The organism is Leptolyngbya sp. CALU 1928, assembly GCF_056784215.1.
Genome location: NZ_JBXBCE010000001.1, coordinates 832,267 through 852,579, shown reverse-complemented (window position 1 = coordinate 852,579; position 20,313 = coordinate 832,267). Strand labels below are relative to the sequence as shown.

Genomic DNA, 20,313 nt, shown 5'->3' with positions numbered 1-20,313 from the left:
TGAGTTTTGAGTAGGCAATTCAAAACTTATCATTCAAAACTCTATCTCTTGGGTCGGCTCGCCTACTGGTGTGGGCAACGGTCTGTAAAACCGCCGCGATCGCGTTGCTGGTTCAATTCCAGCCCGACCTACCAAATTCTGGAGAGTAGCCCGATTAGGCGATCGGCGCTGTTTGCTAAACAGATGGAGTTTTGCGCTTGTGGTTCGAGTCCACTGCTCTCCGCCTTTGAAAACGTGGTGTACCTGGATAAATAGCTCATCCAGTAGCCACTCGATTTTCGCCACTTATGGAGGTTGTCCGGCATGGACGAGGAAAGCGTCTTGAAAACGCCTGCGGGTTAAACCGTCAAGAGTTCGATTCTCTTAGCCTCCGCCTTTTGGGAAGTTGGTGAAGCTGGTGCTCACGTGCCGCTGAAGACGGCGAGACGACGGTTCAATCCCGTCACTTCCCACTTATTGCCTTGTAGCTCAGCGGTAGTAGCGATCGCCTGTTAAGCGAGAGGTCGTGGGTTCGATCCCCACCGAGGCAGCCATTCATTGCCGAGTAGACGAATTGGTAAAGTCACCTGTCTCTGAAACAGGAGTTTTGTAGGTTCAAGCCCTACCTCGGCATCCAATCTTGCTCGCTAGCGAGCAGCAAAAGATTTGATGGAAAGTACGCAAATAGGCAAAGCGACTTGACTTTGAATCAAGTGTTTGAAGGTTCGATTCCTTCCTTTCCAGTCGGGAGGCGTGAGATATCTCTGGGTCGAGATCTCTATCCTCCCGTTTCATACTCCTGTAGCCCAACTGGCAGAGGCGGCTGTCTCAAAAACAGTCTATGTGTGAGTTCGATTCTCACCGGGAGTACCAAGTTTCGGGATGTAATTCAGCGGTCTAGAAGCCTTGGTTTGGGACCAAGGAGTCGTGGGTTCAAATCCTACCATCCCGACCATTTGCCCTTGTGACGGAACTGGTATACGTGCTGGTCTTAGAAACCAGATTTTGTGGGTTCGACTCCCATCGAGGGTACTGAGAGGCAGTTCTGAATTTTGAATGATGAGTTTTGAGTGTTTCACTCACAATTCAAAACTTAAAACTCAAAACTTAAAACTCTTTTCGGGTCGTTGGCAGAACGGTTATGCAGCCGCCTTTTAAGCGGAAAGATCAGGGTTCAACCCCCTGGCGACCCACCAATTTGAACCCTTGGGTTGTTAGCTCAGTTGGCAGAGCAGCCGCCTCTTAAGCGGAAGTGCGTAGGTTCAAGCCCTACACAGCCCACCTCTCATCCCCCTCACGCCCCTATGACGCAATTGGCAGACGTGGCTTGCTTAAACCAAGCATGGTGCAGGTTCGAGTCCTGTTAGGGGTATGCGGAGATGGAGCAAGAGTGGCTCGGCAGTCTCATAAGCTGCACATCAGGTGGGTGCAACTCCCCCCTCCGTGACCAAATGCAGATGTGGTGTCGTAGGTTCAGCATCAGGATTTGGTATGTCCTAAACCTGACCCTATGGAAAGCAAGCTTATATCTTGAAATCATCTGCTTGTGCTGGTGTAGCTCAATTTGGTAGAGCGTCTGACTTGTAATCAGATGGTTGCAGGTTCAATTCCTGTCTCCAGCCCCACTATAAAAAAGAAGGAAAAATGCGATCGTGGTGTAATGGCAGCATCAGAGTTTTCCAAACTCACGGCACGAGTGTCTCCAAGGGAGACGCTTTGCGAACGAGTCTCGTCGATCGCTTAGGCGGATGTGATGTAATGGCTAGCATCTGAGTGCGCCACACTCAGCGCATGGGTTCAAATCCCATCATTCGCTTTTGTCGCCCTGTTGCTCAATCTGGTGGAGCATCTGTCTTACAAACAGAGGGATGTAGGTACTGCTTCGCAGAAGCGAGCTACAACTCCTACCGGGTGACGTACCTCCATAGCTCAATGGAAAGAGCCACACTCTTCTAAAGTGTTCGTTCCAGGTTCGAGTCCTGGTGGAGGTGTTGTAATTGATGGTCCTTCAAGGAGGCTATTTTCTAGCTTAATAAATGAGTTTAATTGATGTTTTTAACTGTGCGATCGCTCGGCGTGCCCCAACTCTAAGAGCCTACATACAAGTACGAGAGGAACAGTAACACTGCCATGCAGTGGGCGTTTGCGAACTAGGAGTGCAAAGAACCCGATAGGTAGGCTTGAAAGTAGCCATCCTTTAAAGAGTGTGTAACAACTCATCGGCGGAGTCCCTGTAGTAGCTGAGAAAACGCATTGCTCTAGAAACTTGCACGATCGCGGCGATCGCCCAAAAACCTTTTTCTCTTTTCTCTTTTAACTATGGGTCTGTAGCTCTAGGGGTAGAGCGCCCGGATGTCACTCGTGCCCAAACGGAAAAAGCTTACATACTAGCTCAATGGATGAGCACCGCCTGTAAAGCGACTGATGCGGGTTCAAATCCCGCGTGTGTTACCACAGCTTTTTCAACTTGCACGAGGAGTGAGTGTAACTCTCACAGGGAAGGTGTCGGTTCAACTCCGACCAGATCCACTTTCAAGAGTTCTGAAGGTTGAATTTTGAGTGTTGAGTTAGTTCCTCAATTCAAAACTTAAAACTCAAAACTCAAAACTTTCTTACCTGGGTTCGTAGCTCTAACTGGGAGAGCGCCTGTCTTGCAAACAGGAGGCTGTGGGTTCAAATCCCACCGGATCCACTGTGGCTGAAACCGAAGAGATCGAGGTGCTGGTCTGTGAAACCAGTGTTAGCGAGTTTGAGTCTCGTCAGTCACTCCAAATCAAGTTTCCACCAGAGGCGGACATAGTGACGCGCTGTGCTGATAACGCAGTCGTAGCAGGGGCAGTACCTGCCTGGTGGACTTCCACGCAAGTGGAATTTTGGGGAGGTCGCCTAAATGGAATGGCAACCGTAGAAACGTAATGGAACGGTTCTCACAAGGACGATCGGGAGATAAAACTCTGGTGACGGGTTGCAGAGGCACTGAAAGGAATTAGTAGTCCGAGGTGGGGGAAGTTCCCATTTGCCTACGGGTAGTAAGAAAGCGCGTTTCCTAAAAGTTACCGGCGATCGATGCGGGTTCGATTCCCGTCCTCTCCATTCTCTCTACCAGCGGATTTGGGGGGCAAAAGACTGGGTTAGTGGTGAATTCTTACCCTTTGCGAGAAACGGCTGAACAGCCAGCTAAATACCAGCGCCAAGGCAGATCAATTCCTTGGGTTAACCCAATACGAGTCGTTTGAACCAAAGACAGCTTGCCCTGATCTAACTGTTGCTGAAACTTAATATGACGATGTTCTAACCATAAAGCTTGACCCGGCAGGAGGGGCATTCCGGTCAACGTCAGGTCAATTTTGAAAGCGCGGCATAGCTTTCCTGGACCGGCTGCCACTTTATCAGGCTTAAGTTGCTGTTGAGGATCAATCCAAGCAGGCATGGTTTCTAACTGAAGTGCCCGAATTAAAACAGCACTGGGAATATTGACCCGATCTGTCACCACATTAAAGCAATGGTAAATACCATAGATGAGATACACATAAGTGATTCCAGGCTCACCGAACATGACTTGATTTCGAGCGGTGGCGCGACGATAGGCGTGCATTGCCGGATCATTTAAGCCATAGGCTTCTGCCTCAACGATTAACCCGCGTAAGAGCGTTCCATCGGGCATCTGGCGAACGAGTGTGCAGCCAATCAGGTCGGGTGCCACTAAAGTCGAGTCTCGGTTTAACCATTCAGCAGCGATCGGAGTCGGCGAGTCAAATACTTCCATTTTGTTAGAACACTGGCAACGACTTGTACTCTAAGTCATTTGCTCAAACAGGGTTGGAGGGTGGCAACCACTGACTGGGCGATCGCCTCTAGGTCATAGCCCCCTTCTAAGCCAAAGAGAATTTTGCGGGTCAGGTGTAAACAGTGCTGAGTCAAAATGCTGTAATCTTCAGGTTTGAGGCATATTCCCGCCAAGGGGTCAGCTTGAGTGGCATCATAACCCGCGCTAATGATCAGCAGATCGGGCTGAAATTGGGTGAGAAACGGCATTACCTGCTGCTCAAATGCGGTTTGATATTGAGCGATCGCGCTCCCCGATCGCATCGGAATATTCAACACATTTTGATAGACTCCCCGTTCCTCAGTGGCTCCAGTGCCGGGGTATTGGGGCGATTCATGCAAAGAGCAGTAGGCAATGTTGGGATTGGTTTCGACGATCGCTTGGGTACCATTGCCGTGATGCACATCCCAATCCAAAATCGCCACGCGATCGATAGCGGGTTGCTGAAGGGCATAAAATGCCGCGATCGCCGCATTGGAAAACAGGCAGAACCCCATGCCGCGATCGCTCAGGGCATGATGACCGGGCGGACGGGCTAATACGAACGCTGGATTTTCAGTTTTGATCACTTGATCGATGCCATCTCGCCACGCGCTGACGGCTAACAGGGCAACCTCATAGCTACGCGCCGAAACAGGGGTATCGCCATCTAAATAGCCCCCCCCGCGATCGGCGAGTTGCTGCACGGTGTTGATGTAGTGCGGCGTATGCACTCGTTCAAGATCTACCATGACCGGACGGAGGGCGATCGCGGTGGGAGTTTGCCAATTTAACTGATGTGCCCAGGGTGCCGCCAACAGCGCTTTTTTGATCGCAGTCAGACGCTCTGGCTTTTCGGGGTGGAAATAGCCAGTTTCATGCAGCAAAAACTCGTCGGAATAAATGACTGGAATCATAGATGAATTGCGAATGACGAAGGGCGAATGGAGTATCTCTAGTACTAATTGTTAGGCAGATTTTAAGGGGATGATGCCCTGGTCAAACACTTGATGGTTGGTGGCGATCGCTTGAATGTTGATGCGATCTCTAAACACCTCAAAGGCGGTGAATCCATAGCGAGAAACGGAATACTCTGTCCAAGGCGATCGCTCAACGGGACGCAAGTAGGCACCCCCGTTTCCAGTAATCAGATAAGTCGTGCCATTGATGGGGCGGGTGCGTTCATAGCTGTGTTCATGCCCGTTGATATAAAGCTGCACACCATATTTTTTAAACAGTGGAGTCAGCGTTTCAATGAATGCTTGAGTGTTGCCATAAACCCCAGAGGAATAAATCGGGTGATGCCCATAGACAATTTTCCAGGGAGCATTGCTGCGGCTCAGTTCTTTTGCGAGCCAGGGCTGCTGGGCGCTCCAATCAGCATTCACGTTGGTATCCAGCACAAAAAACTGGACGGCTTTATCCCGAAATGTATAGTACCGCCCCGGCATATTAAAGCCGGGATATTGCACTTGGGGATCGCCATTGGCGCTCCGAATATCGTGGTTGCCGAGACAAGCACGAAAAATCACGCCATTTTTGAGCAAGGCTTGATAGGGTCGCTCAAAAGCACCGTTGACTTTGCTGATTTCGCCATTGTCATAGATATTGTCACCTGCCAAAACTACTAGCTTGTAAGGATTTTTCTGGTAATAACGGGTCATTGCGGTGGCAACTGCGGCTTGATTTTCGTTGCTGCTGCCGCTGTCTGCGGTGGCAACAAACCGGAGCCATAGCTGGTTGCGATTGGCGGGCGCGATCGCCCCGCTAGAGTCACTCAGTTTGGGTGAGGGCACCGTATTGATCGAACTGAAAGCAGCTTTCCCTAGCCCAACAGCCGCTGCTGCCCCACCCAAAAATAGAAGATTGCGTCGTTGCATATCAGCCTTTTGATCTCCAAGTTAGCCCTGCTCTGTTTATCATGCGTTGCAAAAACCATTTTAAGCCCCTTCTATAACCAAATATCTTTAGGCTAACCACTTGCCAAACACCCGTTTTACTTCTGCACTCAGCAAACTGTGAGATCAGCGCTAGTTCTGATGCTAGTTGCGATGGGTAGATTTCATTAGTTCCTTGGAGATCGATCCCTCATCCAGCTTAGATGAACTGAAATATCAACTTGGTTGATCCTGCTAACCGAATCTCCTAAGGCTGCGGGGTGGGGGGAACTATTGCCGAAAGTCAGAGTAGTTTTGTGGGCACTGGACGAGGAGGCATCCCGCCCAGACCGACGCTCAAAATAGTGGAGCCGTGCCTATTCTTTGGGTCAGCCGCAGTGCTGTTGTCTGCGAAACCCAAAAGTGTATTCTTGGCGGCGATCGTGGGCGGCGATCATGGAAGCTCAGGGAATCGCGATCGCTACCGATGCTTATAGTCATCCTCGTTTTTGAGCAGCCTACATTCTGGTCGGCAGTTGGCTGAACCAGTCATCCTTTACAGACTGTCAATTTAATGGGTGCGTTCGCTCACTGTTAATTGTGGGTACTCTGTTGGTTATTGGCACTAGTCAGAAATGTCATGCTTGCAAGGGTTTGGAGTGCGTCACTCATTGGCGTTGATGCCGTCAAAGTGGGAGTTGAGGTGGATATTGCGGGAGGTCTGCCTGGAATTGTGGTGGTTGGCTTACCCGATACTGCTGTGCAGGAGTCGAAGGAGCGAGTGCGAACCGCCGTTAAGAATGCGGGCTTTGCGTTTCCAATGCGAAAGATTGTGGTGAACTTAACTCCGGCAGATCTGCGGAAAGAAGGGCCTAGCTTTGATTTGCCGATTAGTGTGGGCATTTTGGCAGCGGCAGAACAGGTGAAAACGACCTTGTTAGACGATTATTTATTCATTGGCGAATTATCTTTAGATGGTAGCATTCGTGCGGTTAGCGGAGTCTTGGCGATCGCCGCCGCTGCAAAACGCATGGGGATCAAAGGCTTAGTCATTCCGGCAGATAATGTGCGTGAAGCCGCCGTTGTCAAAGGTATATCGGTGTTTGGCTTTAAGCATCTGTCGGAAATTGGCGATTTTCTCAATAACCCCGATCGCTATCAGGCGGCGGAAGTGGATGGGTTGGCAGAACTGGAGCGCGATCGCTTTTGTGGTGCCGATTTGCATGACGTGAAAGGACAAGCCCATGCCCGTCGCGCCCTAGAAATTGCAGCAGCAGGAGGGCATAACCTCGTTTTTGTAGGACCTCCTGGTAGTGGCAAAACCATGTTAGCGCGCCGTTTGCCGTCCATTTTGCCACCCTTGAGCTTTGAAGAAGCCTTGGAAGTCACCCAAATTCACTCGGTCGCCGGACTGCTGAAAAATAAGGGTTCTCTCGTAACCACACGCCCGTTCCGCAGCCCCCATCATTCGGCATCGGGCCCCTCTCTGGTGGGCGGCGGCAGCTTTCCACGACCGGGAGAAATTTCTCTGGCGCACCGAGGCATCCTCTTTTTGGATGAGTTGACAGAGTTTAAGCGCGATGTGCTGGAGTTTTTGCGACAGCCCTTGGAAGATGGGCATGTCAATATTTCTAGAACTCGCCAGTCTGTTACTTTTCCTGCCCAGTTTACCTTGGTTGCCAGCACAAATCCCTGTCCCTGTGGGTTTTACGGCGATACAATTCAGCCTTGCACCTGCACACCGCGATCGCGAGAGCAATATTGGTCGCGGCTATCAGGTCCGCTCATGGATCGCATTGATTTACAAGTTGGGGTGAATCGGCTGAAGCCAGAGGAGATTACTCAACAACCTACAGGCGAAGACTCCGCCACGGTGCGATCGCGGGTAGAAACGGCGCGATCGCAGGCACAACAACGATTTCAAGGAACTGCTTTGCGATGCAATGCGGAAATGCAATCCGCAAATTTGCGGGAGTGGTGTGTATTGGATGATGCCACCAAAACCCTGCTAGAATCCGCGATTCGTAAGTTGGGGCTATCTGTCAGAGCCAGCGATCGCATTCTTAAAGTGGGTCGCACCATTGCCGACCTCGCTGGCGATGAGGCTCTGCAAACGCATCACATCGCAGAAGCGATTCAGTACCGCACCATCGATCGCCTGCAATAAAGATCAGTCATTGGAGGGGGTGAATCAATAAAACTACTCACTCTCACGCGGATTAAATAGTCTTGACTGGTCTATTGAATTTTCTCCATTGTTTTGGAGCCGCAAACGCAGGCTAACACGTTGCTGTACTGGACTCCTAAAAAGAAGATCGGCTTGGTACGATAAGTTATCCCCAGCCGAGAAGTGTTTATCAATGGTAGAAAAAATGGAAACACTAGAAAGCTCCCAGTCGATTCTTAAAACTGCTAAAGCGACAACCGAACAAGCTTTACAATTGTTTGACGCTCTAGAATCGGTAAGCCTAGACTTTATGCTCGGTCGTTGGCAAGGCTCTGGGCTTCATACGTCACACCCCATGGATGGCTTATTAGAAGCTTCTAATTGGTACGGGAAAGAATTTATAAATCCTGAGACTGTCCATCCCTTATTGTTTTTAGATAATCAGGGGAAAATCATTAAGGTTGCGCCCCATCCCATGGCGATGAACTGGGCTTTGAAATTTCCGGTTATCAAAAATGATTTGATGAAACCTTTGCTAAGGCTGACTAATTCCCTATTGAAAACAGAAAGGAGTCAAGCCCGACTGCGGATGATGGAATATCGAGGAAAAGTCAGTGCCACAATGATCTATGACTACTTACCGATCAATGACTCTTTTAGAAAAGTAGACGACAATACTGTGTTAGGAATTATGGACTTTAAAGACTTGCCCCAACCATTCTTTTTTATTCTTAAGCGATGCTCTGGAGAATAAGCGACGTTATCAACTGGTTTCACACCGCTCAACTTTACTGTTGGGTTGAGAGTTGGTAAAGCGATCGCGTGGCAAGCTAGGCTACCTGTTGGTGGAGGCGATCGCGTAAATTATCTTCAGCCGCAAGTTCATCCTGTCGGCATTCCTCCAAAAAATCGTAGAGCCATTCTTTAGGAACGGTGGGAAATGTGGGGCTAGATTCTACTTCGACATAGGCTTGGTTTTGTAGTTGATAAATGCGAAGGATGCGACCATCAAATCGCCAAAATTCAGGCACGTTCATACTGGCACAAAGCCGATTTTTATCAATATCGGTGTTAGTAATATCCACTTCCACAATCAAATCAGGGACTGGATCGGCTTCCATGTCAACGTTTCGACCCGATACAAGCGGCTGGTTTTGAATATAAAAGGCTTCATCGGGTTCTGCGCCTTTTTTCAATTCTGAAAAATTGAGCGTGGTTGACCCCATCGTTTTAATTTTCTTGCCAAACCCTCGAACTAAAACCCGAATAAATAAGCCAATCATTCGCCCAGAAAAATCGTGATCTTCGGTTGGCATAGTGAATTCGAGGGTTCCTTCGTCATAAATCAGACGGGTGCTGCGAGATTGGGGCAGCGCATCCAAAATTTGCAGATACCCTTCCCAAGAAGTCACCCCATGAATCACAACACGCTGTTCCCCTTGGGTAGTGTCATTATGTAAAGGATGGAGAAAAAGAAACCATCTGCTCCCGTCGCAATTGCTCTCGAATCTTTTGATTGTAGTGATGAATGAAATTCCAAATCGCTCCAATGTGATTCTCTAACTTCTTCGAGAACGATAAAGTTTGGCGCACTAAGCGTGAAATGCGTTGTCGTAACGTGTTATTCAACCGCTCAATATAGCTGGTTAACCCAGAATCCTTGTCTACTGCAAAATGTCGTTTGCTCGGTAGCACACAGGCATAGGCTTCCCAGTGGTCGGTGTAGATCCGGGCATATTGTCGATAGCGGCGCGGCAGGCTATCCCATAGGGCTTGCGCTGACTCGGCAGAACGATCACCGACATGACACCCAATGATTTCGCGGGTCGCTACATCCATTGCTAACCAAACCCATTGTTTATTGCCTTTGTCATCCACCAAAGACCACAACTCATCCATCTGAACCGTCAACCTTGCGGTTGTTTTGGGCAGCACCTCAGCTTGTTGGCGCACCTGCTCATAGGTCTGATTGACGTACTGTTGCAACCAACTTTCCGACAGCTTCAGGACTCTAGCAATCCCCGCTAAAGGAATCCGCTCTAGCAATAACCGATCAATTAGAGCCTTGGTATCTTGATCCTTGGGCTTCCACTGGGGATCTTCGACAAACTGACGACCACAGTCTCGGCATTTATGGTTTTGCTTGCCCCGGCGAGTTGTCCCGTTTTTCATGATGTCATCCGATCCACAATTCGGACAGATTAAGTATGGTTTCATGGTTGATCTCGGTTTACTTAAGCCGTTGGCTCTATTTTCCCTCACCCTTTACGAAAAAGCACTACCTCCCCTTGAAGGGCGATTCCCTGAGGGATCGTTTCACGAATCGCGTTGGGTTGGGTATCCGGTGCAGTGCTGACCATAACAGCCTCCAGTTAAACAGGAACAGGAATTTTGGCGTTGACTTTGAGCAGATCTAAGCCTTTCTAAAGCGTTAGCAAAGTTGAAAATTGGGGAACTTTTGGGATAGCAATAAGTGAAATAAGAAATTAGGGCATCAAAAGTGCAAGAAATATCAAAAAAACGCATTAACTGGATACCTGCGTTAGTTTTTCAATCAATCGCTTTGGCTTTGGGAATAGTCCTTGGTTTATTTGTGTTGCGAAGAGAAAAGCCAGCGGCTGAAGGTAGCGCTTTAATTAGTTTACCCATTATTGCTTTAGCTGTAGTATTTTGGGCGATCATGCATTACGAATGCTGGAAAGCTTTGCCAGAGAGGTATCGTGAGACGACTCCAGGAAAAGCCATTGGCTTCATGTTTATACCTTTCTATAATTTTTATTGGGCATTTACTAGCATTCCTGAACTTGCAAAGGGCTTCTACGAATATGGTCGTCGGAATGGAATAAAAGAAATTGAGAATAAAACAGGGTTAGGAATAGCATTCGCAGTCGTTTTTGTTTGCTACAACATAATTGGACTTGTTCCTGGATTCACATCCATTCTTGGAATTGCCAACTTTGTACTTTTTATCTTGTTTTATAAAGATATTGTGGAGTACGCTAACCGAGTTTTAGAAAGCTAAAAATTTATTGTGTTTAGTTTGTTTTGGACAAGACGATCGACAAAACATCTTCAGCCGTAAGTTTCTTTCATGAATAAACAGGAATTTTAGCGTTGACTTTGAGCAGATCTAAACCTTGTTCAAATATGGTATCAATGGTTTGCATGGTGCCGTCGGTGGTCATGAATTGGTGATCGGGGGTGGCGCGGAGAGTGGTGCCGTCGTCAAGCTGATATTCAAATAGGGCTTGGGTGCCGCGATCGTGCCATTGAGAGATCGCCTGAGTATAAACAAATCCGTTTTCATCCACGCTGTAAACCGTGCAGGCGAGTTGTTTTTCGACGATTTCGCTAATGGCGATCGCGCCATATTCTACCGTTAAGATCAGCGTATCGGCGCTGAGGCAATATTCCGCAAACTGCACCATGGTTTCCCACAAATCCGTGGCAACCTTGGCTTTCACGTCTTTTTTTTCTGCACCCTGCACAAAGAGTTCCTGGTGCTTCTCCATCTCGGATTTTTTCTTTTTACCCATGGCGCGCCGCAGCAAGTCGGCTTGACCCAACGAGTAACCACCCATATCCTGGGCAATTTTCATGATCTGCTCTTGATAGACCATGATGCCGTAGGTTTCGTTGAGGATTGGCTCCAGGATTTGGTGAGGATAGTCGATTTTTTCGCGCCCATGTTTGCGGTTGATAAACTTGGGAATCAAGCCAGCATCCAATGGACCGGGACGATAGAGCGCTAGGACTGAGGAAATATCTTCTAGGCTGGAGGGTTTGAGGTCGCGCACGATTTGTCGCATTCCCGATGATTCCAATTGAAAGATGCCTTCCAGATCGCCCTTGGCAAGCAGCTTGTAGGTGTTGGGATCGTCAAGCGGCAAATGATCCAAATCGATCGCGGGTTTGCCCGTCAGCGCGATTAGTTCGATCGCCTTTTGAATCATGGTCAGGTTTCGCAGCCCCAAAAAGTCCATTTTCAGCAAACCCAGGGCTTCAATATCTTCCATGTAGTATTGGGTGAATACGGCTCCATCGGCATTGCGTTGAAGCGGCACAATTTCATCTAGCGGGTCGGAGGAAATCACGACTCCAGCGGCGTGAATGCCAACGCTTTTGTTGGTGCCTTCAATTCGGATTGCCATGTCGATCCAGCGGCGAAAAGTAATGGCGGGATCGGTGCCGGGAACAGTTAGGTTTTTGTGATATTTTTCTTTGAATTCTGGGGCGGGGGTTTCGTCAGAAATCATCACCTTCAGCTTGACGGGTTTGCCCCGCACAACCGGAATCATTTTGGTCATGCGATCGCTTTCGCCATAGGGAATGTTCAGCACCCGCGCCACGTCCTTTAGCACCGCTTTAGAAGTCATGCGGTTGTAGGTGATGATTTGGGCAACGCGATCGGTGCCATATTTTTCGGTGACGTATTCGATCACTTCTTCCCGGCGATCAATACAAAAATCGGTGTCAATATCCGGCATGGATTTGCGTTCGGGATTGAGGAAGCGCTCAAACAGCAAGCCGTGATGTACTGGATCAATGTTGGTGATGCCCAGGGCGTAGGCAACCAGCGAACCCGCTGCCGAACCGCGCCCTGGACCAACGGGAATGGCATTGTCACGGGCATATTTGATGTAGTCCCAAACCACAAGAAAGTAGGTGGCAAACCCCATTTGCTGCATGATCTGGAGTTCGTAGACCAGGCGATCGCGATACTCATCCGTAATTTGCTCACGAGAGGTACATTCACGCCGCCACAGCAAGCCTTCCCAGGAAATTTCGACCAGATATTCATCGTGGGTATAGCCATCCGGGATGGCATAGTTGGGAATGCGTGGGATTCCCATAATTTCGTAAGACTCTACCTTGTTTGCGACTTCTATTGTCGTGGCGATCGCCTCTTCAATCACGTCGTCAGTCAGATGATCACGAAATAGCTGCCGCATCTCATCCGCCGACTTCAAATATTCCGTGCCGCTATAGCGCAGGCGTTTATCTTCCGAAATCAGCTTGCCCGTTTGAATGCACAACAGGGCATCGTGCGCCTCTACGTCATTGCAGGAAATATAGTGAGAATCATTGGTACACAGGATTTTGATGTCTAGCTCACGGGCAATATTCACCACTTCCACATTCACAATCCGGTCTTCAGGGGAACCGTGATCCTGAAGCTCTAGATAATAATCCTCGCCAAATAAATCCTTGTACCACTGAGCAACCCGCCGCGCAATTTCGGGCTTGTGTTGCAAAATCGCTTGGGGCACTTCTCCGCCCAAGCAGGCTGAAGTGACAATTAGCCCTTCTTTATATTGCTCCAGCACATCTTTGTTGATGCAGGGACGCGCAAAAATCCCCTTGCCCTGGTAGCCTTGCAGGTTAGAAATAGTGGTCAGCTTGACCAGATTTTTGTAGCCTTGAGTGTTTTTTGCCAGCACCACCTGGTGATACTTGGGGCGACGCTCTTGCTTAGTAATGTCGCCGTTGATCACATACATCTCATTGCCAATGATCGGCTTTATGTTTTTTCCTTTGCACACCTTCAGCAGTTCGATCGCCCCATACATCACCCCGTGATCCGTTAGAGCGATCGCGGGCATCCCTAGTTCTAGGGCGCGGTCGATTAAAGCCGGTAGCTGACTGGCACCGTCAAGCAGGCTGTAATCACTGTGAATATGAAGACCAACAAAGGACATAATGGCTCAGGCGATCGCAGGGTCGAGTTTAGAATACTCGAAGTGAGTCGCTATGACTAGCGTTCTTGATAAGATGCAACCCTAAATATGGATTCTGAATCGATCAAGCAGATCGAAAATTATCCTATCTATGATCTAGCACGGATGTATTACTAAGATCCGATTTTCTTGAGTTCCTCGGTGCGATCAAATCGGTAACGATACACTAAATTCAGGACGAACCGCGATCGTTGTAGGAGAGTATCCATGCTGGCAAACCTTCGCCTGATCACCGTGCAGGAATACCACCAAATGGCAGAAGCTGGCATTCTGGACTCCGATGAGCGAGTCGAGTTAATTGATGGATACATTCTAAAAATGGCTGCAAAAGGAACTGCCCATTCGTCAGCAAACACCCGCACAGCAAGACTAATGGAGCAACTCTTGTCAGGTCAGGTATGGATACGGGTGCAAGAACCGATTCGGCTCAACAACTATTCAGAACCAGAACCCGATATTGCTGTGGTGCAGATTGATCCGTTGGATTATGCAGACCACCATCCCACCGCATCGGAAGTTTACTTGGTCATTGAAGTAGCCGATTCTAGCTTGCAGAAAGACTGCGGTTTGAAGGCAAAGGCATATGCGCGATCGCACATCTTAGATTACTGGGTACTTGACGTAACCGAACGCAAACTACACGTCTTTCGAGAACCCAGCCAGGACGGATATCAAAGCGAAACCGTGCTGCGAGAAGATGCCGTCGTCTCACCGTTGCAGTTCTCCAACGCGATCGCGATCGTCCGAGATTTGCTACCCAAACTTCGCGCTGATTGATTGGGAATGTGTTGGGTGCGATGCTCCGAGAATAATTCAGAAATTTTATTGTCCGCGCCCTGGTTTGCAATCTGCAAAACCTAATGCTTCTGTATCCAGAAAACTGGCGATCGCCATCTCAATCACGGCTTCGACTGGATATTCAATTTCAGTGGCACGAGCAGTGAGAGCCGCTTGAATTCGCTTAGGTAAGCGTCCTAAAATAACTTCGGCATCAGTGGAAGAAAGTTGCTCTTGAAGTTTGGCTTGCATCGCTTCACCTATCGGCTGGAATCTGGACGTTATAAGGAGGTTCAGTGACTCTTAAAATGATCGCTTCTAGCTCCAATAGTAGCGTAGGGTTTCCCCAGTAAAAAATGAACTGGATTGCAATCCGCACATCGTCATCATTGTATTTGTCGAGCCATGCCCACAAAAAAGCTTTGTGCCCACCACTAAAACGACCTCGCAGACTCTTGGTTTTTCCGATGTAGAGCAATCCATCGGTTTTGTGCCTGATTGCATAAATGCCGGGACGTGCGGGAATATTATCAAACTCGCGGTTTAAGAGTAGGCACTGTTCAAAGGGAGTAAAGGCGATCGCATCCAGAATTCTCCGAGCCTGGATTTGCAGTTCAGAATCGTTTGTTGTCATGAAGGCAAGAAGACGTGGCACCCAAATTATGCTCCCACAAATCCTGCCGCAGCCTACTTAATCGATACTGATGTGCGCGATTGTCCGCGATTTACTGCCCAAAGTTCGCGCTGATTGATTGGGGATGTGGTGGGTGCGAGTCGGCTGCTATTCAGCATTGAAATAGTCACAAAGTAAATGTTCAGGCAGTCTCAAAACTATTACTGAGTGATATTACTACACAAGACTTATGACTTTATGCCAGGATTGGCAAGTATTTCAGTGGATAGTTATGATCTTGGAAGTTAAGAGGTTGAACCATATTCGTAGGCTAAATCGAAAATGAAGCCCTCAGACAGAATAAGAATAATTTCAGAAATTGCGAGTAGTCTTCAATGTTCTGAATGGTCGCTAATAGACTTGACACTTCGACAATACGGGCTTCCCTGGAAAGACCAATGGTCTGGAAACGAAACTGACTACATTATTGAGATGATTCAGGAGAGCGACGATGAACACCTGCTAGATTTGGCATCTCATCTCGGAATTGCCTTCACAAATAACATTAGCAAAATAGCATTTACTTATTCCGATGTTAAAGATCTTTTGCAGAATATTGACAAGCAAAAAACTGGGATGATTGATGTTGCCACTGGAGGGTCACGTATTCAAGAGGTAAATGAGGAATACAAAGAAAGAAGAATTTCAATCATTTCAAAACTAAAGGTAATGGGTCTTGAAGACCCAAATCCATTTTCAGATTTATGGAGTTGGTATAACAAATGGAGTGATGGCAGCCTGCCAAATTACAGCTCTCGTCGAGGCTATATTACTGATTTATATCAACAGCTTGTTGATAATTTAATAGTGTCATTACAACAGGCAGAACCTCAACAGATAGTAGAACCAACTGGCTGGGCTAGAGTTGACCGCAACATAGACAAAATAGTAGAGACATTAACTAATGCTCATAACGAAGAAGATTACCAAGCGACAGGACTGCTGTGTCGAGAGGCAATCATATCTCTAGCGCAAGCAGTCTACGAACCAGAGAGGCATCTCTCCTTGGATGGAACAGTTCCAAGTGAAACTGATGCAAAAAGAATGCTTGAGAATTATATTGCTGTTGAGTTAGCTGGTAGCTCAAATGAAGCGTTGCGGAAATATGTTAAGGATGCTTATCAATTAGCTGTCACCTTGCAACATAAACGAAATGCAGCTTTTCGAGAGGCTGCTCTCTGCGTGGAAGCTACTCGTTCGCTTGTAAACTCTATTGCAATCATTTTTGGACAAAGAGATCCATAACGCAGGCTAACGCTCATTGCAGAGGATGGTCGGAGGCGGCTAATGTGTAGGACGAGTGAGCAATCCCACCGCTGCCTATAACTAGTTGTAACCAATGCCCTTCAATATGAGTGACTGAGATTCATTTGATTCGCGCACTTTACTAGCCCTATCGAGTTGTCAATTTAGTCGATTAGGACACGCGATCGCTTCAGCTAAAATGTTGGTGGTAGTTGGGATGTCTATCTTGCTACTGAAGGCAAAGTTATAATCTTGCTATGTGTAAAATAACTGTCTCTCTATAGCGCGTAGCAGGAGTAGAAATGGTTACAACTCTCAATAAGCCGTCTTCGCTGATTCATGAAATTCAGCTTCAAAAAGTTGGGGACTGGAATTTATTCAAGTTCAGTGAGTCTCTTCAACTCCAGATGGAGAACCTTCTGGAAAAAAGGAAGGCTGATCAGCTAAGCTCGGATGAAATCATTGAACTGGATACCATCGGTGAGCTAGACCGTATTTTTACTCATATCAATGCAATGCTTGCTGCTCAAAATGCCAATTAGTGATGAAGTCAAGCAGGCTATTCGGGAACGAGCCAAATATGTATGTGAGTATTGCCATTCTTCAGAACGTTTGAGTGCCAATCGATTTACCGTTGATCATGTCATTCCAAAGTCCTTGGGTGGTTCTGATGACATTGGCAATCTTGCACTTGCCTGCCGTCGTTGCAATGAGAGACGTTACAACTTTGTTGCAGGTGTCGATCCAGAGACTCAAGAGATTGTTCCTATTTTCAATCCCCGTCGGCAGAAGTGGGAGGAGCATTTTGTTTGGGTAGATCAGGGTGTTGTAATTGAAGGAATTACACCAACTGGTCGGGCAACTTGCATTCGTCTTGATTTGAATGATCGACGCTATCCAGACAATGATTCCATTCGAGAAACAAGACGATTTTGGATTAAAACTGGATTACATCCTCCGTCTGCTGATCTGTGAGTCGATCGCACCTCAACCCCATGCCTATCCGCCAATTTGGGACATGGTACGGACGTAGCGTCCAGTGGTGCCAGAGTCGCGTTCTTTGTAGTTGATTTCGGGTTTGAGGAACACCAGTTCGCGGACTTGGCGGCGCAGGTCTGAGAGAGGAACGCCCGATCGCAAGCCTCCTTTCAAGTCAATTTGCCCCGTTTCATTTAGCAGGCAGGGGCGCAGCCAACCATCAGCAGACAGGCGCATTCGGTTACAGCGATCGCAAAAGCTTCTCGTAAGCACAGCGCGAAATTTAAGCTCAACGATGCCCAAACTTGGTGGCAGCCTCAGCAAACTCTAGAAGTCCAGTCCAACTCGCTTGGACTCGTGCGATTGCAACTGTGGCAAGATTTGCATTTCTATCACTCATCCACTCATCCGATGCATCTGATTCGAGTCGAATCAATTGGCGATGGGCTGCCTCGCCGTCCTTTGTGGTTGATCTGGGTAGGACAAAGCTTGCCCGATTTAAGCCACCTATGGCAACGCTATCTGCGTCGCTTTACCGTTGACCATTGGTATCGCTTGATCAAGCAACGCTTGCACTGGTTCTTACCCTGCTTCGCCACCCCAGAGCAATCCCAGAAGTGGAGTGACCTGATGCCAGTCCTCAGTTGGCAACTCTGGTTAGCCCGTCCCCTAGCACTTCAGACTCCTTTGCTTTGGCAAAAGCACTTGCCTGTCTCCTCACCCGGTCGAGTTGCGGATAGCTTTGCTGCACTTTTAGTCCGAATTGGCTCTCCTGCACCTGTCCCCGAACCTCGCGGAAAGTCGACCGGGTAGTTGCCCGATCGCATCCGTACTCGGCGCATCCGCTATCCCACCGTCAAAAAAGGCTTCAAAAAACCAAAAAAACTGCAATCCAAGTCAGCTTAAACCTCTTTTTGACAAGCAATTGTAGGTGCCCTCGGTCAAACTGTTTGACTGAGCAGTCTTGCTCTTAGTCTAAACTCCAGATTCATGGTCAAGGCTGAAATTGTGGTTAATCTCAGCATCGACTATTGAGCGATTGCCTGCATTGTTGGCGATCGCTCTTTTCTCGTTTAGTCTAAACTCCAGTAACCTACTGCAAAGCAAAAAAACCGGGATTACAAAGCTTTGCAATCCCGGTTTTTAAATGAATTAAATTAGAGGCAAGTGCGAAACCGCGATCGCCGATTGCATTCAAGCGTTATGGAATTGTGACGTTGCTGTTGAGCGTCAGGGTCAAATCTGAACTGGTGTTGAATACAATCACCTCGCCCACAGTGCCGCGATCAATAGCGCCCCCGACTGCTGCTCCTGCGGCGGCACCTGTCAATACCTTTTTGGGGGTAATCGTGCGATCGCCCGTCACACCCGCTGCTCCTGCGCCCAACACCGCCCCGATCGCCGCATCCCGAATCGCCGATCCCAAATTGCGACCTTGATTTGACCCAACAGCTGCCCCAATGCTGCTTGCCAAGATCAGGTTTCCAGCCCCTTGCATCCCATCGCCAGTCACTTCGCCAATAATCGCTGCTGCTCCGGCCCCTAAGGCTGCACCACCTAAGGTTTTGATCAGGCTAACATCCCGCAGATTTTTCTTGGTTTGCACCACATTAGAGGATGCATTGATCGAATATTGCTGACCGCTAATGATTACAGTACGAGAGACAAACTGGGAGCCGCCATTGACGGGCACCAGTTGCCCAACCACTTGGCTTCCTTGAGGAATCGCGATCTCGCCTGCCGTATTTCGCACATCGGAAGCAACTGTCACCGTCAAATCAACGGTTTCATTGGGTGCCACCACAATTTGTGGAGCCGCCCCATAGCTGACTGGAATTTGAGTTCCTGCCACAATTTGCGATCGCTGCACCGCCACCGTCGCCCCCACCACATACTGACTGGGAACTACGGAGGAAATTTGTCCTGCGCCTGCAAGAGACTGGCACAGAAATGTAGAGACTTCTGCCCGATTCGCAAGCTGATTAGGATTTAGGAAATTCACATCAGGATAGTTCACTACCAGCCGTTTTTCAGTTGCCGCTGCAATGCCTGTTTGAGCATAGGCTGGGATAGCCGGAGCATCCGCAAATACACTTAACGTGTTCGCAACAGGTTGAGTGGGGGCAAAGTTTAGCCCACTTGCCAGGGAAACTAAGGCTTGAGCGCGAGGAATGCTTTGGCTAGGATTAAACACATTGCCGGGGTAGCCAGAGAGAAACCCGGTTTGAGAGGCATTGCTAATGGCGTTATAAGCCCAATAATTGGAGGGCACATCGACAAACCGAACGGCACCGCGATTGCGAGGCGCATTGGGAAACGCTTTGCCAACCATGGAAGCATATTCAGCGCGGGTGACGGGATTATTGGGGCGAAAGGTGCCGTCGGGATAACCGCTAATAATATTTCGTTGGGTTAATTCTACAATGCAGGCTTGCGCCCAGCTTCCCTGCACGTCTGAAAAGGTGGATTGTGCCACGCTAGGGGCGATCGCAATAAAGGGGGCTAAGGAACTGGTCACCATTGACAAAGCAAGCAACAAAGCAGGTGAAGATTGAAGTTTCATAGGGTGAGACATGGTGAATATTTTTAACGCAACTGATTACTAAGAAGTGAAAGAATCAGAGGTGTTCCTGAAAATTGTCACCATGCAGTTAAATCATCCTTTTGATGAAGCACTCGTCAAAAATCGCGATCGCGAGGAACCTTTTTGACACGAAGAGTCTCTTTTCCAGGTATCGCATTAAAAGGGGCGCTATCCGGATGGTTTTAGGATAAATATTGAAGACTGCGATCGCGTAATATTGTCATTTCTTGTTGTCTGGAAGAGAGGGGCGATCGCGCTTCCAGGGAATTATCAAACACTGCCAAGGGAAAACAACGCTAAAAAAGATCGTTATCTCAAAGCAGTCAATGAGAAACGCTTGGGCGAACTTGAACCGACTCAAACGATCAGTCATCTCTGTCAGTAGCAGGATTTAGAGTCTGTGTAACCAGATCCGTGACCGCTTTTACGCCAAACCCTGTCACCTTTCGACCAGATCTGCCAGGGTTTGGCATGGTTTAAGAATCTCTGA

At 48.3% G+C, this 20,313-nt stretch carries 19 protein-coding genes and 18 tRNA genes; 27 read left to right on the top strand and 10 right to left on the bottom strand.

Going from position 1 to position 20,313, the window contains the following annotated elements:
- The first annotated feature begins 50 nt into the window (after nucleotides 1-50).
- The 18 genes from AC1S5B_RS03850 to AC1S5B_RS03765 all read left to right on the top strand — a co-directional run bounded on the left by AC1S5B_RS03850 (nucleotide 51) and on the right by AC1S5B_RS03765 (nucleotide 2,750).
- Nucleotides 51-134 (top strand) — tRNA-Tyr (locus AC1S5B_RS03850).
- Nucleotides 135-140: 6 nt separating this feature from the next.
- A tRNA-Ser gene (locus AC1S5B_RS03845) sits at nucleotides 141-223 on the top strand.
- A 66-nt stretch (nucleotides 224-289) separates the two neighbouring features.
- A tRNA-Ser gene (locus tag AC1S5B_RS03840) sits at nucleotides 290-373 on the top strand.
- A gap of 6 nt (nucleotides 374-379) precedes the next feature.
- Nucleotides 380-452 (top strand) — tRNA-Phe (locus tag AC1S5B_RS03835).
- A 5-nt stretch (nucleotides 453-457) separates the two neighbouring features.
- Nucleotides 458-533, top strand: a tRNA-Asn gene (locus AC1S5B_RS03830).
- A 5-nt stretch (nucleotides 534-538) separates the two neighbouring features.
- Nucleotides 539-616: transfer RNA gene (locus tag AC1S5B_RS03825), tRNA-Gln, on the top strand.
- 33 nt (nucleotides 617-649) lie between these two features.
- Nucleotides 650-723 (top strand) — tRNA-Gln (locus AC1S5B_RS03820).
- Between the two features lie 51 nt (nucleotides 724-774).
- Nucleotides 775-852: transfer RNA gene (locus AC1S5B_RS03815), tRNA-Leu, on the top strand.
- 5 nt (nucleotides 853-857) lie between these two features.
- Nucleotides 858-934: transfer RNA gene (locus tag AC1S5B_RS03810), tRNA-Pro, on the top strand.
- A gap of 3 nt (nucleotides 935-937) precedes the next feature.
- A tRNA-Leu gene (locus AC1S5B_RS03805) sits at nucleotides 938-1,011 on the top strand.
- Nucleotides 1,012-1,100: 89 nt separating this feature from the next.
- Nucleotides 1,101-1,175: transfer RNA gene (locus AC1S5B_RS03800), tRNA-Lys, on the top strand.
- A 12-nt stretch (nucleotides 1,176-1,187) separates the two neighbouring features.
- Nucleotides 1,188-1,260: transfer RNA gene (locus tag AC1S5B_RS03795), tRNA-Lys, on the top strand.
- 17 nt (nucleotides 1,261-1,277) lie between these two features.
- A tRNA-Leu gene (locus tag AC1S5B_RS03790) sits at nucleotides 1,278-1,351 on the top strand.
- A 176-nt stretch (nucleotides 1,352-1,527) separates the two neighbouring features.
- Nucleotides 1,528-1,604: transfer RNA gene (locus tag AC1S5B_RS03785), tRNA-Thr, on the top strand.
- A 195-nt stretch (nucleotides 1,605-1,799) separates the two neighbouring features.
- A tRNA-Val gene (locus tag AC1S5B_RS03780) sits at nucleotides 1,800-1,895 on the top strand.
- A 2-nt stretch (nucleotides 1,896-1,897) separates the two neighbouring features.
- A tRNA-Arg gene (locus AC1S5B_RS03775) sits at nucleotides 1,898-1,970 on the top strand.
- Nucleotides 1,971-2,597: 627 nt separating this feature from the next.
- Nucleotides 2,598-2,671, top strand: a tRNA-Ala gene (locus AC1S5B_RS03770).
- A gap of 2 nt (nucleotides 2,672-2,673) precedes the next feature.
- Nucleotides 2,674-2,750, top strand: a tRNA-His gene (locus AC1S5B_RS03765).
- Nucleotides 2,751-3,124: 374 nt separating this feature from the next.
- Here the strand turns inward: AC1S5B_RS03765 and AC1S5B_RS03760 are convergent.
- From AC1S5B_RS03760 to AC1S5B_RS03750, 3 genes are read right to left on the bottom strand one after another with little or no spacing between them, the layout of a single operon-like run.
- Entirely contained in the window at nucleotides 3,125-3,745 is a 621-nt protein-coding gene (locus AC1S5B_RS03760) for a DNA-3-methyladenine glycosylase (RefSeq protein ID WP_482034389.1), read from the bottom strand.
- A 35-nt stretch (nucleotides 3,746-3,780) separates the two neighbouring features.
- Nucleotides 3,781-4,701, bottom strand: a complete 921-nt coding sequence (locus tag AC1S5B_RS03755; protein WP_482034388.1) for a histone deacetylase family protein — start codon at nucleotides 4,699-4,701, stop codon at nucleotides 3,781-3,783.
- A gap of 51 nt (nucleotides 4,702-4,752) precedes the next feature.
- Nucleotides 4,753-5,664 (bottom strand): metallophosphoesterase, encoded by a 912-nt coding sequence (locus tag AC1S5B_RS03750; RefSeq protein ID WP_482034387.1) that lies wholly within the window; start codon nucleotides 5,662-5,664, stop codon nucleotides 4,753-4,755.
- 278 nt (nucleotides 5,665-5,942) lie between these two features.
- Between AC1S5B_RS03750 and AC1S5B_RS03745 the strand changes: the two genes are divergently transcribed.
- From AC1S5B_RS03745 to AC1S5B_RS03735, 3 genes are all read left to right on the top strand, one after another.
- Entirely contained in the window at nucleotides 5,943-6,158 is a 216-nt protein-coding gene (locus AC1S5B_RS03745) for a hypothetical protein (RefSeq protein ID WP_482034386.1), read from the top strand.
- Between the two features lie 143 nt (nucleotides 6,159-6,301).
- On the top strand, nucleotides 6,302-7,828 hold the full coding sequence (locus AC1S5B_RS03740; protein WP_482034385.1) for a YifB family Mg chelatase-like AAA ATPase: 1,527 nt from the start codon (nucleotides 6,302-6,304) through the stop codon (nucleotides 7,826-7,828).
- Nucleotides 7,829-8,021: 193 nt separating this feature from the next.
- The gene (locus AC1S5B_RS03735; RefSeq protein WP_482034384.1) at nucleotides 8,022-8,582 is read left to right on the top strand and encodes a DUF4334 domain-containing protein; all 561 of its coding nucleotides are present in this window, start codon (nucleotides 8,022-8,024) and stop codon (nucleotides 8,580-8,582) included.
- Nucleotides 8,583-8,658: 76 nt separating this feature from the next.
- On the opposite strand, the gene AC1S5B_RS03730 is transcribed toward AC1S5B_RS03735, so the two are convergent.
- Nucleotides 8,659-9,252 carry a Uma2 family endonuclease gene (locus AC1S5B_RS03730; RefSeq protein WP_482034383.1) on the bottom strand — a complete coding sequence of 198 codons (594 nt, stop codon included), beginning with the start codon at nucleotides 9,250-9,252 and terminating at the stop codon, nucleotides 8,659-8,661.
- A gap of 28 nt (nucleotides 9,253-9,280) precedes the next feature.
- A complete protein-coding gene (locus AC1S5B_RS03725; RefSeq protein ID WP_482034382.1) occupies nucleotides 9,281-10,045 on the bottom strand; it encodes an IS1 family transposase in 765 nt (254 codons plus the stop codon).
- Between the two features lie 283 nt (nucleotides 10,046-10,328).
- On the opposite strand from AC1S5B_RS03725, the gene AC1S5B_RS03720 reads away from it, so the two are divergent.
- A complete protein-coding gene (locus tag AC1S5B_RS03720; RefSeq protein WP_482034381.1) occupies nucleotides 10,329-10,850 on the top strand; it encodes a hypothetical protein in 522 nt (173 codons plus the stop codon).
- Between the two features lie 67 nt (nucleotides 10,851-10,917).
- Here AC1S5B_RS03720 and AC1S5B_RS03715 read toward each other — a convergent pair whose 3' ends face one another.
- Nucleotides 10,918-13,527 carry a DNA polymerase III subunit alpha gene (locus AC1S5B_RS03715; protein WP_482034380.1) on the bottom strand — a complete coding sequence of 870 codons (2,610 nt, stop codon included), beginning with the start codon at nucleotides 13,525-13,527 and terminating at the stop codon, nucleotides 10,918-10,920.
- Nucleotides 13,528-13,773: 246 nt separating this feature from the next.
- On the opposite strand from AC1S5B_RS03715, the gene AC1S5B_RS03710 reads away from it, so the two are divergent.
- The gene (locus AC1S5B_RS03710) at nucleotides 13,774-14,343 is read left to right on the top strand and encodes a Uma2 family endonuclease (RefSeq protein ID WP_482034379.1); all 570 of its coding nucleotides are present in this window, start codon (nucleotides 13,774-13,776) and stop codon (nucleotides 14,341-14,343) included.
- A gap of 45 nt (nucleotides 14,344-14,388) precedes the next feature.
- On the opposite strand, the gene AC1S5B_RS03705 is transcribed toward AC1S5B_RS03710, so the two are convergent.
- On the bottom strand, nucleotides 14,389-14,595 hold the full coding sequence (locus AC1S5B_RS03705) for a hypothetical protein (RefSeq protein ID WP_482034378.1): 207 nt from the start codon (nucleotides 14,593-14,595) through the stop codon (nucleotides 14,389-14,391).
- A 4-nt stretch (nucleotides 14,596-14,599) separates the two neighbouring features.
- A complete protein-coding gene (locus tag AC1S5B_RS03700; RefSeq protein ID WP_482034377.1) occupies nucleotides 14,600-14,998 on the bottom strand; it encodes a GIY-YIG nuclease family protein in 399 nt (132 codons plus the stop codon).
- A gap of 300 nt (nucleotides 14,999-15,298) precedes the next feature.
- Here AC1S5B_RS03700 and AC1S5B_RS03695 point away from each other — a divergent pair, with 300 nt between their 5' ends.
- The 3 genes from AC1S5B_RS03695 (at nucleotide 15,299) to AC1S5B_RS03685 (ending at nucleotide 17,236) form a co-directional block, all read left to right on the top strand.
- On the top strand, nucleotides 15,299-16,261 hold the full coding sequence (locus tag AC1S5B_RS03695; protein ID WP_482034376.1) for a hypothetical protein: 963 nt from the start codon (nucleotides 15,299-15,301) through the stop codon (nucleotides 16,259-16,261).
- 302 nt (nucleotides 16,262-16,563) lie between these two features.
- Complete coding sequence (locus AC1S5B_RS03690; RefSeq protein ID WP_482034375.1) at nucleotides 16,564-16,803, top strand: hypothetical protein; 240 nt, start codon at nucleotides 16,564-16,566, stop codon at nucleotides 16,801-16,803.
- Nucleotides 16,793-17,236, top strand: a complete 444-nt coding sequence (locus tag AC1S5B_RS03685; protein WP_482034374.1) for an HNH endonuclease — start codon at nucleotides 16,793-16,795, stop codon at nucleotides 17,234-17,236. The genes AC1S5B_RS03690 and AC1S5B_RS03685 overlap by 11 nt, the downstream gene beginning before the upstream one ends.
- A 24-nt stretch (nucleotides 17,237-17,260) precedes the next feature.
- Here AC1S5B_RS03685 and AC1S5B_RS03680 read toward each other — a convergent pair whose 3' ends face one another.
- On the bottom strand, nucleotides 17,261-17,512 hold the full coding sequence (locus AC1S5B_RS03680; protein ID WP_482034373.1) for a hypothetical protein: 252 nt from the start codon (nucleotides 17,510-17,512) through the stop codon (nucleotides 17,261-17,263).
- 138 nt (nucleotides 17,513-17,650) lie between these two features.
- On the opposite strand from AC1S5B_RS03680, the gene AC1S5B_RS03675 reads away from it, so the two are divergent.
- Nucleotides 17,651-18,052 (top strand): hypothetical protein, encoded by a 402-nt coding sequence (locus AC1S5B_RS03675; protein WP_482034372.1) that lies wholly within the window; start codon nucleotides 17,651-17,653, stop codon nucleotides 18,050-18,052.
- 388 nt (nucleotides 18,053-18,440) lie between these two features.
- Here AC1S5B_RS03675 and AC1S5B_RS03670 read toward each other — a convergent pair whose 3' ends face one another.
- Nucleotides 18,441-19,802, bottom strand: coding sequence for an S-layer homology domain-containing protein (locus AC1S5B_RS03670; RefSeq protein ID WP_482034371.1), 1,362 nt, complete (start codon nucleotides 19,800-19,802; stop codon nucleotides 18,441-18,443).
- Between the last annotated feature and the right edge of the window lie 511 nt (nucleotides 19,803-20,313).

Coding starts and splice junctions, on each gene's coding strand:
- AC1S5B_RS03710 (WP_482034379.1), top strand. CDS start 13,774: ATGCTGGCAAACCTTCGCCTGATCACCGTGCAGGAATACCACCAAATG.
- AC1S5B_RS03705 (WP_482034378.1), bottom strand. CDS start 14,595: ATGCAAGCCAAACTTCAAGAGCAACTTTCTTCCACTGATGCCGAAGTT.
- AC1S5B_RS03690 (WP_482034375.1), top strand. CDS start 16,564: ATGGTTACAACTCTCAATAAGCCGTCTTCGCTGATTCATGAAATTCAG.
- AC1S5B_RS03685 (WP_482034374.1), top strand. CDS start 16,793: ATGCCAATTAGTGATGAAGTCAAGCAGGCTATTCGGGAACGAGCCAAA.
- AC1S5B_RS03760 (WP_482034389.1), bottom strand. CDS start 3,745: ATGGAAGTATTTGACTCGCCGACTCCGATCGCTGCTGAATGGTTAAAC.
- AC1S5B_RS03695 (WP_482034376.1), top strand. CDS start 15,299: ATGAAGCCCTCAGACAGAATAAGAATAATTTCAGAAATTGCGAGTAGT.
- AC1S5B_RS03715 (WP_482034380.1), bottom strand. CDS start 13,527: ATGTCCTTTGTTGGTCTTCATATTCACAGTGATTACAGCCTGCTTGAC.
- AC1S5B_RS03675 (WP_482034372.1), top strand. CDS start 17,651: ATGCATCTGATTCGAGTCGAATCAATTGGCGATGGGCTGCCTCGCCGT.
- AC1S5B_RS03735 (WP_482034384.1), top strand. CDS start 8,022: ATGGTAGAAAAAATGGAAACACTAGAAAGCTCCCAGTCGATTCTTAAA.
- AC1S5B_RS03670 (WP_482034371.1), bottom strand. CDS start 19,802: ATGAAACTTCAATCTTCACCTGCTTTGTTGCTTGCTTTGTCAATGGTG.
- AC1S5B_RS03750 (WP_482034387.1), bottom strand. CDS start 5,664: ATGCAACGACGCAATCTTCTATTTTTGGGTGGGGCAGCAGCGGCTGTT.
- AC1S5B_RS03740 (WP_482034385.1), top strand. CDS start 6,302: ATGCTTGCAAGGGTTTGGAGTGCGTCACTCATTGGCGTTGATGCCGTC.
- AC1S5B_RS03755 (WP_482034388.1), bottom strand. CDS start 4,701: ATGATTCCAGTCATTTATTCCGACGAGTTTTTGCTGCATGAAACTGGC.
- AC1S5B_RS03725 (WP_482034382.1), bottom strand. CDS start 10,045: ATGAAACCATACTTAATCTGTCCGAATTGTGGATCGGATGACATCATG.